The sequence below is a fragment of the Nocardia sp. CA-136227 genome, from assembly GCF_050955695.1.
Classification (GTDB): domain Bacteria; phylum Actinomycetota; class Actinomycetes; order Mycobacteriales; family Mycobacteriaceae; genus Nocardia.
In genome coordinates, this window is sequence record NZ_CP192081.1 from 3,593,301 (window position 1) to 3,605,327 (window position 12,027).

Annotated in this window: 14 protein-coding genes; 6 read left to right on the forward strand and 8 right to left on the reverse strand. The window is 68.4% G+C overall.

The genetic code is table 11. The features are described 5' to 3' along the window. Window positions 1–85 precede the first annotated feature (85 nt). Window positions 86–1,120 (forward strand): alpha/beta hydrolase, encoded by a 1,035-nt coding sequence (locus ACQP06_RS16475; protein WP_433673343.1) that lies wholly within the window; start codon window positions 86–88, stop codon window positions 1,118–1,120. A 4-nt stretch (window positions 1,121–1,124) separates the two neighbouring features. Here the strand turns inward: ACQP06_RS16475 and ACQP06_RS16480 are convergent, their stop codons facing one another. After that, window positions 1,125–1,649 carry a PadR family transcriptional regulator gene (locus ACQP06_RS16480; RefSeq protein WP_433673002.1) on the reverse strand — a complete coding sequence of 175 codons (525 nt, stop codon included), beginning with the start codon at window positions 1,647–1,649 and terminating at the stop codon, window positions 1,125–1,127. Window positions 1,650–1,766: 117 nt separating this feature from the next. On the opposite strand from ACQP06_RS16480, the gene ACQP06_RS16485 reads away from it, so the two are divergent. Next, entirely contained in the window at window positions 1,767–3,071 is a 1,305-nt protein-coding gene (locus tag ACQP06_RS16485) for a carotenoid oxygenase family protein (protein WP_433673003.1), read from the forward strand. A gap of 29 nt (window positions 3,072–3,100) precedes the next feature. Here ACQP06_RS16485 and ACQP06_RS16490 read toward each other — a convergent pair whose 3' ends face one another. Together ACQP06_RS16490 and ACQP06_RS16495 are read right to left on the reverse strand one after the other, a co-directional pair. After that, the gene (locus ACQP06_RS16490; protein WP_433673004.1) at window positions 3,101–4,636 is read right to left on the reverse strand and encodes a hypothetical protein; all 1,536 of its coding nucleotides are present in this window, start codon (window positions 4,634–4,636) and stop codon (window positions 3,101–3,103) included. After that, window positions 4,636–5,262: a hypothetical protein gene (locus tag ACQP06_RS16495; RefSeq protein WP_433673005.1), complete on the reverse strand. Its 627-nt coding sequence runs from the start codon at window positions 5,260–5,262 to the stop codon at window positions 4,636–4,638. The genes ACQP06_RS16490 and ACQP06_RS16495 overlap by 1 nt, the downstream gene beginning before the upstream one ends. Before the next feature lie 124 nt (window positions 5,263–5,386). Between ACQP06_RS16495 and ACQP06_RS16500 the strand changes: the two genes are divergently transcribed. From ACQP06_RS16500 to ACQP06_RS16510, 3 genes are all read left to right on the forward strand, one after another. Beyond that, window positions 5,387–5,719: a hypothetical protein gene (locus ACQP06_RS16500; RefSeq protein WP_433673006.1), complete on the forward strand. Its 333-nt coding sequence runs from the start codon at window positions 5,387–5,389 to the stop codon at window positions 5,717–5,719. A 94-nt stretch (window positions 5,720–5,813) separates the two neighbouring features. Next, a complete protein-coding gene (locus ACQP06_RS16505; RefSeq protein WP_433673007.1) occupies window positions 5,814–7,445 on the forward strand; it encodes an ABC-F family ATP-binding cassette domain-containing protein in 1,632 nt (543 codons plus the stop codon). Window positions 7,446–7,618: 173 nt separating this feature from the next. Continuing rightward, a complete protein-coding gene (locus ACQP06_RS16510; RefSeq protein ID WP_357082573.1) occupies window positions 7,619–7,867 on the forward strand; it encodes a helix-turn-helix domain-containing protein in 249 nt (82 codons plus the stop codon). 93 nt (window positions 7,868–7,960) lie between these two features. Here ACQP06_RS16510 and ACQP06_RS16515 read toward each other — a convergent pair whose 3' ends face one another. From ACQP06_RS16515 to ACQP06_RS16530, 4 genes are all read right to left on the reverse strand, one after another. Beyond that, on the reverse strand, window positions 7,961–8,920 hold the full coding sequence (locus tag ACQP06_RS16515; RefSeq protein ID WP_379280116.1) for a hypothetical protein: 960 nt from the start codon (window positions 8,918–8,920) through the stop codon (window positions 7,961–7,963). 9 nt (window positions 8,921–8,929) lie between these two features. Continuing rightward, window positions 8,930–9,391, reverse strand: coding sequence for a hypothetical protein (locus tag ACQP06_RS16520; RefSeq protein ID WP_433673008.1), 462 nt, complete (start codon window positions 9,389–9,391; stop codon window positions 8,930–8,932). 192 nt (window positions 9,392–9,583) lie between these two features. Continuing rightward, complete coding sequence (locus tag ACQP06_RS16525; protein WP_433673009.1) at window positions 9,584–10,000, reverse strand: acyl-CoA thioesterase; 417 nt, start codon at window positions 9,998–10,000, stop codon at window positions 9,584–9,586. 182 nt (window positions 10,001–10,182) lie between these two features. After that, entirely contained in the window at window positions 10,183–10,683 is a 501-nt protein-coding gene (locus ACQP06_RS16530) for a cupin domain-containing protein (protein WP_433673010.1), read from the reverse strand. Window positions 10,684–10,754: 71 nt separating this feature from the next. Between ACQP06_RS16530 and ACQP06_RS16535 the strand changes: the two genes are divergently transcribed. Then, window positions 10,755–11,261, forward strand: a complete 507-nt coding sequence (locus ACQP06_RS16535; protein ID WP_433673011.1) for a MarR family winged helix-turn-helix transcriptional regulator — start codon at window positions 10,755–10,757, stop codon at window positions 11,259–11,261. Between the two features lie 29 nt (window positions 11,262–11,290). On the opposite strand, the gene ACQP06_RS16540 is transcribed toward ACQP06_RS16535, so the two are convergent. Next, window positions 11,291–11,857, reverse strand: coding sequence for a TetR/AcrR family transcriptional regulator (locus ACQP06_RS16540; protein ID WP_357082556.1), 567 nt, complete (start codon window positions 11,855–11,857; stop codon window positions 11,291–11,293). Between the last annotated feature and the right edge of the window lie 170 nt (window positions 11,858–12,027).

Sequence of the window (12,027 nt, forward strand, 5' to 3'; positions counted from 1 at the left end):
CGTCGGAGAACACCCCCGCCCGGATTCGAACCCGGCGCGGCATGCGAGAACCAGGAAAACCCCCGACGTGCGATTCCGCTCGATCATGTGCAGTGCGGCGGTGATGGCGGCGACGGGAATGCTCGCGCTGACCTCGACGCCCTTCGATCTCGCGGCCAATGCCGATCCCGACGCGCTGCCCTTCTCGACCGGCAGCGGCGGGGAGGCCGCGGCGGACGGTTCGAGGATCGTGGCAACCCGCGTGATCGACGATCGGCACCTGCAGTTCACCGTGCATTCCGCCGCCATGAACATGGACTTCCCGGTGGACGTGCAGCGCCCGGCCGACACCTCCGTGCCGCGGCCGGTGCTGTACATGCTCAGCGGCGGCAGCGGCGGCAAGGGCGCGGCGTCGTGGGATCAGCGCACCAACGCCTTCGACTTCCTGGCCGACAAGAACGTCAATGTCGTGCAGCCGATCGGCGGCGCGGCGTCGTACTACACCGATTGGCGGCACCCGGACCCGCGGCTGGGCGTCATGAAGTGGACGACCTACCTCACCGAGGAGCTACCGCCGCTCATCGATGCCGCGCTCGGCGCGAACGGCCTGAACGGGCTGGTGGGCGTGTCCATGTCCGGCACCTCGGTGCTGCAACTGCCGATCGTCAAGCCGGGGCTGTACCGGTCGGTGGCCGCCTACAGCGGCTGCGCGCGGATCGCCGATCCGATCGGGGAGGCGTTCGTGCGGATCACGGTCGCCTTCGGCGGCGGTGACGCCATCAATATGTACGGGCCGTCGGGGGACCCGCAGTGGGCGGCCAATGATCCCTACCTGCACGCCGAGGGACTGCGCGGCCTGGACCTGTACCTGTCCAGCGGCAACGGCATGCCCGGACCCCACGACAAGGTCCTCGACAAGCACTTCGCCGGGGCCGGGGACAATCTCGCGAACCAGATCCTGGTGGGCGGCATTCTCGAGGCGGCCACCGATCAGTGCACCCGGGCCATGGGCGACCGGCTCGAGGAGCTCGGCATCCCCGCCACCGTGAAACTGCACCCGTACGGCACCCACTCGTGGGGCTACTGGGACGACGAACTGCCCGCGTCGTGGCCGGTGCTGGCGCACGGGCTCGGCCTGTAGCGGTTCAATCCTGTTCGGGCGGTAGGTTTTCCAGCGCCCAGCGGGCCCATTCGGCCTTCAGGGCGGTGGCGCGCGCCCCGTACTCCAGGGCCAGATGGCCGTAGCGGGACAGGTCGCGTTCGTTCCAGTCGATGCCCTGCTCGAGTTCGCGCAGGTTGGCGTGCTCCCGTTCGGCCCGCTCGGCGATATCGGTCAGATACGCGCGGGCCAGGGTCGGCGGGATGACGCCGAGGAAGAAGACCCGCAACAGCATCTCGTCGCGGTGCACCTCCCTCGGCGTCGTGGTGGTCAGCCACGTGCGCAGGTCCTCGAGCCCGGCGGCGGTGATCGTGTACTCCTTGCGCCCGCGCGGGCCCTCGTCGGTGACGGCGATGAGTTCGGCGTCGGCGAGCTTGGTGAGTTCGGTGTACATCTGGCTCTGCGTCGCGGGCCAGACATTGGCCAGGGACAGCTTGAAGGTGCGCAGCAGGTCGTAGCCGCTGGCGGGACCGTCCGACAGCAATCCGAGCAGGGCGTACCGGAGACTCATGGGCTCAGCTTACATTCCACTCTTGACATGTCGGAATAGGAGGCTCAATCTTGGACATGTCAGAACTGGAATGTCGCAGCCGTGAGCATCCGCTGCTCGGGCAGACAGGTATCGATCATGACCACTCCTCCTCATCTCTCCGGCAACTACGCACCCGTCCCCGACGAGATCACCGCCTACGAATTGCCCTGCACCGGAACGATTCCCGAGGACCTCAACGGCTGGTACGTGCGCAACGGGCCCAACCCGCACGACGCCGCCTCCCCGCACTGGTTCTTCGGCGACGGCATGGTGCACGGGGTGCGCCTCGAAGGCGGACGCGCTGTCTCCTACCGCAATCGGTGGGTGCGGACCACCCGGTTCACCGACGGCGCGCAGGGCATCGACGCGCAGGGCAACCGGGACTACGCAGCGGGCGCGGCCAATACCCACATCGTCCGGCACGCCGGCCGCAGCTTCGCCCTCGTCGAATCCTCGTTCCCCTACGAACTGACCAGCGAGCTGGACACCGTGGGCCCCTACGACTTCGACGGCAAGCTCACCACCGCCATGACCGCGCACCCCAAGACCTGCGCGGTCACCGGGGAACTGCACTTCTTCGGCTACGACTTCCTCGAGCCCTACCTGACCTACCACCGCGCCGACGCCGCGGGCAATCTCGAACTCAGCCGCACCATCGACGTCCCGGCCGCCACCATGCACCACGACTTCGCGCTCACCGCGAAGCATGTGCTGTTCCTGGATCTGCCGGTGGTGTTCGACATGCAGACCGCCATGTCCGGCGGGGCCATGCCGTTCCGGTGGAGCGACGACTACCAGGCGCGCATCGGCGTGCTGCGCCGCGACGACCCGCACGGCCCGGTGCGCTGGTTCGATATCGAACCCTGCTACGTCTTCCACACCCTCAACGCCCACGACGACGCGGGCCGGATCGTGCTGTACGCCATGCGGTATCCGAGCATGTGGCGCGACACCTCACAGGGTTTCGACACCGGCGCGAACCTGTGGCGCTGGACCCTCGACCTCGCCACCGGGTCCGTCCGCGAGGAACGGATCGACGACCGGATCGCCGAATTCCCGCGCATCGACGACCGATTGGCGGGCCTCGACGCCCGCTACGGCCACGCCTCGGTCTCCGACGGCGGCACCGGCGCGCTGCTGCGCTACGACCTGCACACGGGGTCGAGCACGGTCCATGACTTCGGTCCCGGCCGAGTACCCGCCGAGGCTGCGTTCGCGGCGGCCGACGAAACCCCCGGCGGTGCGGGCTATCTCATGACCTACGTCTACGACACCGCCGAAAACCGCAGTGACCTGGTCATTCTCGATGCCGACGACCTCGGCGGCGAGCCGATCGGCACCATCCACCTGCCCCGCCGGGTGCCGCACGGGTTCCACGGGAACTGGCTGCCCGACCTCTGATTCCCCGGTCGGACAGCCGTTCTCCGTCGTCAGTGCGTGCGGGGGAGCGTCACCGCGAGGGCGTCGATGGCGAAGCCGCTCGTGGTGACCCGGACCGCGGTGTCGGTGAAGCGGCGGTCGCCCAGGGCGGTCCGCACGAACCGGCGAACCGTGTCGGGCTGCTCGGCCGGCGTGGCCAGGGTGGCCGTGGGGACCTCGATACTGCCGTCGAAACTCCGTGGCTGATCGGTGATTCCGGCAGCCTGCACGGTTTGGCGGAGTCCGTCGACGGTGTGCAGGATCAGATCCAGCCGGCTGCCGTCGGCGAACTCCAGGCGCAGCGGCGTGGGGGAGACCGCGAGATCGAAGTTCTCGATCCGCGCTCCCACACCCGACGGAGTCTTGCCCGCATAGGTGTACGGGGACACGGGCACGCTGTCGTCGACCGAATGGTCCGCGGGTGTGTTGTCGAGGATCTTGCCCGCCAGTGGCTGGTCGGTGGGCACGAAATCCCACTGCTCGGCGGTCAGCGTCTTCACCCAGTATCCGGTGCGCCCGTCGGCGACGCCCTCCACTCGGAGTTCGCGTGCGGCCGAGCCGATCCCGGTCTTGTGCACCGAGACCCGGTCGGTGATCTGCCCGGGGATCTTGGGCTGCGCGGTCCACTCGGGCGCGGGCAGCTGGATCGCGGCGTAGTGGTCGTCGATGCGCTCCGAGAGCATGGCGGGCGCTTCGGGGCGGCCGTGCTGGTCCTCGTAGGAGTAGCGGAAGAAGACCTTGTCCGCGCCGGAGATGTCGAAGTCGTACAGGCGCGTGTAGAGGTCGCCGAAGCGGTTCACGACCAGGGTGGTCGAGCCGCTGGTGGAGATGCCGACCGCCCGGAACCGGCCGCCGGCCGGGGTGGACATCTCGTAGCTGTGGTCCAGCGGCAGCCACGGGTCCACGTAGTGGATGCGATGACCGTCGTCGGTGAGCGCGTACACGTGCGACACCTTGGCCCCGCCCACCGTGTGGTCGTTGCCCGCGCTGTCGCGCCAGACGTGGTCCTCGTTGGGCGAGAGCACCGACCAGGTCCACGCCGTCGTGCCCGGCGGCAGGGTATTGCCCGGACCGGTCCACAGCGGGGAGCCGTAGCGGCTGGACCAGTTCCAGTCCGCGGGGGCGCTGAGAATGCGGTCCATGGTGAAGAAGCGGCCGTCGACATCGATGGCCATCAGCTCGTCGTCGTCGGCGGAGACCCCGGCGACGCGGCCCGCCAGACAGCCCGGCAGCGGCAGGGTGCGCCAACCGCCCTGCGCGGCGGCTGGTTTGACGTAGATCGCGCCGTCGCGGGTGGCGAAGGACCAGCGGCGGTTGAAGGTCTCCGCGGTGCCGCGCAGCGGGACCCGATCCGGCAGGGCGACGGTGGCGGCGGGGAACGCGTCCAGGCCCGCGGTGGTCTCGTCCGCACCCGGCTCCGGGGTGCCGACGGTGCCGAGCAGGTCGCAGGCGGGAGCGGCGGTGGCGGCCTGCTGGGGTGCGGCCAGCGTGAAGGCGAGTCCGGCGGCGGCCGCGAGCACGCCGTGGCGCAGGGTCCGGTCGGTCATCACAGCCACCCGAGCGTGCCGAAGACGGCGATGGCGAGCGCGTCGACGCCCAGGATCGCGCCGACGGCGATGGCCTTGGCCCGCACGGTCGGCAGGTCGTACACGAAGAAGCAGGCCGCGAAGAACGGCACGTAGCCGACCAGCCAGATCAGGAACGGGAAGCCCGCGTGCCACCAGGACCAGTCCCAGGTCAGCACGCCCATCGCATTGAGCAGCACCTCGACCCCGACCGCGGCCGCGGAGTTCAGCGCGATGAGCACCGGCCGGTTGGGCAGCCCGAGGATGCGAGTCTCCTTGGGCGGCAGCATCTTCGCCGCCGCGATGCCCATGATGGCGAACATGAAGCAGATCTCGATGTTCAACCCGATGAGGATCTGATAGGCCGTCGGCCCGGTCGCGCCCCACACCGGCGCCCGCCCGGTGCCGTGGAAGACCAGCGAATTCCAGATCTCGTTGAACAGGTCCATGCCCCACAGCGCCAGGCCCGCGAACAGCACGTTCCAGTTCCGCCGCTCGACCTCGGTGGCGTACACGTAGATGACGACCAGCAACAGCGGGATCACGTACCACTTGAATTGGCTACTGTCCCGCAGCAATTCCTGCGCCACACGCGCGTGATCGGTCATCGCCGGCCCCTCCCTCATCAGTTGAGCCCCGCGAGTGTGTTACAAATCACCGGTGAATGTCAACATGTAAGCCTGCTGCGTTCCTTCGGTTTCCGGCGGCACCGAGCCGGTAGGCTTCGGGCGCATGGCAGCCCCGTTCCGTCCGGTCCGTGAACTGGCGTTCGTTCTCACTGTGGCCGTGGCGATTCCGACGCTCGCGACCCTCGCGTTCTCCGCCATCGGCCACCCCGAATGCGCCAGCATCCCCGAGGATGTGGGCCCGTGCGGCTACTGGGCCCGGGTGGCGTATTACGGTCCGTTCATCATGCTGTGGGGTGTGATCTTCTGCGGGGGACTCGGAGCAACGCTGTGGCTGATCACCGCCGCGGCCCGCGGTCTGTTCTACGCGGTCCGTCGTCGCCGTGACCGCATCGGCGCAGGCCATACGGCTGACCCCGCCCCTGACCTCGGTGTCTGAGCCGCTTGGGATAAAATCGGTGGTTCTTGCGCGTCGACACGACGCACAATCGTTCAGTTAACCATCGGCATCCGCTGCACCCGAGGAGACGCTTGTGATCACCGCGACCGACCTGGAGGTCCGGGCCGGAGTCCGCACCCTGCTGACGGCGCCGGGCTCGGCGCTGCGGGTGCAGGCCGGTGACCGGATCGGGCTGGTGGGCCGCAACGGTGCCGGCAAGACCACCACGCTGCGCATTCTCGCCGGTGAAGGTGAACCCTACGCGGGCAAGGTCATTCGTTCGGGAGAACTGGGATATTTGCCCCAGGACCCGCGCGAGGGCAACCTCGAGATGCTCGCCAAGGACCGGGTGCTGTCGGCCCGCGGCCTCGACACCCTGCTGCGCGAGATGGAGAAGCAGCAGGCGCTGATGGCCGAGGTCGCCGACGAGAAGGAACGCGACAAGGCGATCCGCAAGTACGGCCGCCTCGAGGAGCGCTTCTCCGCCCTCGGCGGTTACGTCGCCGAGAGCGAAGCCGCCCGCATCTGCCACAGCCTCGCCCTGCCCGACCGTGTGCTGAACCAGCAGCTGCGCACCCTGTCCGGTGGTCAGCGTCGTCGAATCGAGTTGGCGCGCATCCTGTTCAGCGCCTCCGACGGCAGCGGCGGCAAGTCCGACACCACGCTGCTGCTCGACGAGCCCACCAACCACCTCGACGCCGACTCCATCAACTGGCTGCGCGGCTTCCTGCAGAACCACGACGGCGGCCTCATCGTCATCTCCCACGATGTCGAACTGCTCGGTGACGTGGTGAACAAGGTGTGGTTCCTCGACGCCGTGCGCGGCGAGGCCGACATCTACAACATGGGCTGGAAGAAGTACCTCGACGCCCGCGCCACCGACGAACAGCGCCGGGTGCGCGAGCGCGCCAATGCCGAGAAGAAGGCCTCCGCGCTCAAGCAGCAGGCCGCCAAGCTCGGCGCCAAGGCCACGAAAGCCGCTGCGGCACACCAGATGGTCAAGCGCGCCGAGCGCATGCTCAGCGAGGTCGACGACATCCGCGTGGCCGACAAGGTGGCCCGGATCAAGTTCCCCGAGCCCGCGCCCTGCGGCAAGACGCCGCTGATGGCCACCAACCTGACCAAGCTGTACGGGTCCCTCGAGATCTTCACCGGCGTGAACCTGGCGATCGACAAGGGCAGCCGGGTCGTCATCCTGGGCCTCAACGGCGCCGGCAAGACCACCATGCTGCGGCTGCTCGCGGGCGTGGAGAGCCTGACCGCGGGCCAGATCGACCCCGGTCGCGGCCTCAAGATCGGATATTTCGCCCAGGAGCACGACACCCTCGACGACCAGGCCACGGTCTGGGAGAACATCCGCCACGCCGCCCCCGACGCGGGCGAGCAGGACCTGCGCGGTCTGCTGGGCGCGTTCATGTTCTCCGGACCGCAGCTCGAGCAGCCCGCGGGCACGCTCTCCGGTGGTGAGAAGACCCGTCTCGCCCTCGCCGGTCTGGTGTCCTCGGCGGCGAATGTCCTTCTGCTGGACGAACCTACGAACAACCTCGACCCGGTCTCGCGTGAGCAGGTGCTCGACGCGCTGCGCAGTTACGCGGGCGCGGTGGTGCTGGTGACCCACGATCCGGGCGCGGCCGAGGCGCTCAACCCCGAACGGGTCATCATGCTGCCCGACGGCACCGAGGACCACTGGTCGCAGGACTACCTGGAACTGATCCAGCTGGCCTGAGCGTGTGTGTTCCGGGCCCGGAAAAACCACCGTCCGGGCCCGGAAACTCGCTTCCCGCACCGAAAAACGCGTGTTCGCCAAAACTCGGTGATTCACATCACACCGTTTCGTTGATCACAGGCATCCGAGTCTCTACCCTGGAATGAGGCGCCCACGGCGACTCGGAGGAAGCCATGAGTGACAGGCCCGCACAGGGTAAAGCCGTATTGGGTAAAGGCACGCGCGTCACCGGGAAATCCCGCGATCGCTTGCAATCCCAGCTCAAGAAGCAGTACGAGGCCGGAGCCAGTATCCGGTCCCTAGCCAGGGAAACCGGGCGGTCGTACGGCTTCATTCACAACGTGCTCGTGGAGTCGCATGTGCAACTCCGCAGCCGGGGCGGTGCCAACCGCCGCAAGGCCGGCAAGCCCGTCAGCAAGTAGCGTCCCGTTCCGGGAACACGATCGCGGGGACCCGGCCGGTGAATGCCGGTCGGGGACTTGCGATCTCGCTCCGCTCGCGATGGCGTGCGGCCGCTACGGGGTCACGGTCCCGTCGCCGAGCACCAGCAGATTCGCCAGGCTCCGGAAAATCGGCAGACCGGTCTTGATCTCGAGATAGGCGAACTGCCCCTGGGGGTTCACCTCCAGGAAGTAGAACTCGCCGTCGAGCCCCACCCGCAGGTCCAGCACGCCGAAAGCCAGTCCGAGCGCGCCCATCAGCGTGGTCAGTGACTTGCTCACCGAGGCGGGCAGGCGATCGGCGGTGAACGCCACCGAGGTGTCCAGGCGCGAATCCACCCGTCCCACACCGGATTGCGAGTCGATGCGCACCACCCACTCGATGCCGTCCACCCACACGATGCGCAGGTCGCTCTCGGCGTGGATGTAGTCCTGGAAGATGGTGGGGGAGTTGCGGATCGTGGCGAGCCGGTCGAAATCGGCCGGGGTGAACAGGCGGGTCTCGGTGAACGCCCCGCGCCCGGTGCCGGAGCGCTTGTAAACCACTGGCCCGGGCCGGGATTCGACGAAGGAACGCGCCTCGTCGGGATCATTGGTGACGAGGGTTTCCGGAATCGCGAATCCGGCCCGGGCGGCGGTCTCCAACTGCACGATCTTGCGCCCCGCGGTGCGGTCGGCCCCGGGGTCGTTGACCCACAGGGCCGGGATCGACCACAGCAGCCCCTGCAGGAACCCGTCGCACTCGGCGCGGCGGTAGTCGTCGTCCTCGGCGCTCAGCCCGCCCGGCACCAGGGTGGGGTGCGGGCGTCGCCACCACACCGAGGTGACGTCGTCGAGTCCGAAGATGTGCGACAGGCTGCGGTAGGAGCCGTCCGCGCCGAGCCGGAAAGTGCCGTTCTCGCGCGGGAAGTCACGCATGTCGAGCCGAATCGGACTGTGTCCGTGAAATTTACGCAGCGTAGCGGCGAGGGCATCGCCGTGGAGATCCTCGGCCTCGGTGACGATGAGGACCGAGCCCATGGTGCGGGCGGCCATGCGTGCCCGTCAGTCGAGGCTGTCGCAGGCGATGCCGTCGTCGCTGCCGTTGTGCGACCGGGTCTGGCAGCAGGTCATGGTGGCCCCGCCGACCCCCGGCCCCGCGGTCAGATCCAGTCCGCGGGCCCAGGTCTCGGTCTGCCGGCGCAGCTCGTCGTCACCGCGCGCGGGACTCTGCTCCGGCGCCAGCGTCAGCGGACGGTCGGTGACCTCGACGCGACGGCGCTGGGTGAAATCGGCAGTGGCGCCGGACCGTATCCGCACCAGGACCGGACGGCCCTCGCAACCGCTCTGCGCACTCGCAGCGTCCCACCGGGCGATGTCGAGCACATCCGCGCGATCCAGAGTCCAGGTGCCGTCGCCGACGCGCACGCTGATACTTCGCTCGGTGGCTGCGACAAGGTAGCCGGGTAGCGGTGGCGAGGTGTTGGCGAGGGTCGCCGATCCCGTTCGGTGCAGGGCGCCGGTCATGCGGAACTCCGATCTGCTCGGGATTTGCTGCGGGGCCGAGCGTGATCTGAATCATATCCCGCGACGGGTCGAATTCGGTCCGCATCGACAGATTTCAGCCACCTCGGCAAACTTCACCGAGGTTTCGGAAATCGCTCCCGCCGAAAGATTTTCGCTGAACAACCGGGGTGGGTGCGGACGGGCGTCGCGGGGCTAAAGGCCCAGGGCGTCGGGCGAGTCGGCCACGGCCCGCAGTGCCGCACCGGGATCCGCAACAAGTTTGCGGGCCGCGAGGTCGAGAATGCCGGACACGGCGTCGATCTCCGCCGACACGGTACCGTCGAGTTTCACGATGCGCTGGCGCATCCGGAAAATCTTGCCGCCGGGGAATTCGAACTCACAGCTCACCATCACCTCGTCGCCGAGATGCAGTTCCCGCTGGTACTTGATGGTCTGTTCCAGCACCACCGGCCCGATCCCCGCGGCCACCATCTTCTCCCCGGCGATGCCCGCGGCCTTCAGCAGCTCCCAGCGGGCGTGCTCGGCGTACTGGAGGTAGACCGCCTGATTGAGATGCCCGTTGATGTCGAGCTCATAGCCGCGCACGGTGATGGGAACAGAGAATGCCATGCAAGGTCCAACCCGGGACGACCCGATGATCATTCCGCGTTTCGGGTGGCCTACCGCACAGTCGGCCCGGCGACTCCCGGGCTACCCGCCGGGCAGGAGGGCTCGGCGGGTGTTGCGATCAGTTGCCGGTGAACCGCGCCGGCGCTCGGCGAATACGCGGCGCGGCAGGCGAACTCGCGTGTTCAGGCGCGGTTCGCGGTGCGCTCGGCCCACCACCGCGGGGCGTCGATGAAGTAGTTGTCGTACTCCTTCTGCGCCGCCTCGATGTCGGCCGGGGTGGTCTGCCCCAGCGCCAGCTGCTCCAGGAAGCGGAAGTACCCGTGCCGCTCCACGCCCGGCATGAGGGCGATGAACAGGCGGGCCGAGGAGCCGGGGACCGCGCCGAAGGCGTGCGGCATGAACTTCGGGACCACCAGCGCCCCGCCCGCCCCGACCGTGACGATCTCGTCCCCGGCCATGACCTGGAGTTCGCCGTCGGCGACGAAGAACAGCTCGTCGGAGAGCGTGTGATAGTGCGGCGCGGCCCCGTCGGCGCCCTCGGCCAGGGTCACCTCGACGGTGCTGACCGACCCGCCCGCCTCCTCGGAGTCGATGAGCAGGCGCACCGAGGCGGGCTGCCCCGCGCCGATGATCTCGGAGTCCTCCGGGCGGCGGATGGCGGCGGGGCGGGAAGTGGCGTTCATGGCAAGCTCCGAATCATTCGGTGATTGATAATTCGCTACCGAACTATATGGCATCGAATAGAGTGTTGTCCATGGGTGAGAACGAGACCGACGCCGTGGACACCATCGCGGCACAGTGGCGGCGGGAGCGGCCGGACCTGGACGGCGAGGCCATGGAGATCATCGGCCGCCTGGGCAGGCTGGCCGCGGTGGCGGGCGCGAAGATCGAAACGGTGTTCACCGCACACGGATTGCAGCGCGGCGAGTTCGATGTACTTGCGGCGCTGCGCCGTTCGGGGGAGCCCTACGAGCTCAACCCCTCCGCCCTGGCCGACACCCTGATGATGTCGCGCGCGGGCATGACCGGCCGCCTCGACCGTTTGGAGCAGGCCGGTCTGGTGCGCCGCATCGCCGACGCGGGCGACCGGCGCGCCATCAAGGTGGCGCTCACCGACCGCGGCCTGCATCTGATCGACATCGTGGTCACCGACCACTTCGAGAACGAGACCCGCATCCTGTCGGTGCTGAGCGCCGCGGATCGCAAGGAACTCGACCGCATCTCGCGGCTACTGCTCGCCGATCTCGAACGCGAGAGCTGACGAGCGCGGGGCGCATTCGCCCCGCGAGATCACGCCTTGCGGCGGATCGAGGCCTCGACCAGATCGAGTACGGCTTCGAGGTTGTTGCCCGCGTGGCCGGAGGCGATGCGGGCGATGAGACCGTCGAGGACGAGGTCCAGGTAACCGAGCAGTACCTCGGTGGGGACGTCGTCGCGCAACGCGCCGGCGGCCTTGCGGCGCTCCAGACGGGCCACGGTGGCGGCGGTGAGCTCCTCGGAGCGCTCTTCCCAGTTGGCCCGGAACTCCGGGTCGTTGCGCAGGCGGCGGGCGATCTCGAGGCGAGTGCCCAGCCAGTCGAAATCCTCGGGGCGGGCGAGCATATCGCGCATCACCTGGATCAGACCCTGATTGGCGGCGACTTCGGCCATGCGGCCGGCGTCCTCCTGGGCCAGCGCCAGGAACAGCGCGTCCTTGTCCCGGAAGTGGTGGAAGATCGCGCCCCGCGACAGACCGGTCGCTTCTTCGAGACGACGCACGGTGGCGCCCTCGTAGCCGAACTCGGCGAAGCAGCTGCGGGCTCCGTCGAGGATCTGGCTGCGCCGGGCGGCGAGGTGGTCGTCTGAGACCTTGGGCACTGGACTCCTCCGAAACGTGTTGTGCGGGTTCCCCGTATCGATCTTGCGACCAAATCGGAGAACCCGCACGAGCGACGAGCGAAGCGACCCGGTGAGGGGTCGCGTGGCGGGCCCCGGAGCTGCGCTTTCACGCGATTCCGGTGCCCACCACCACGACTCGGTTTCGAAAC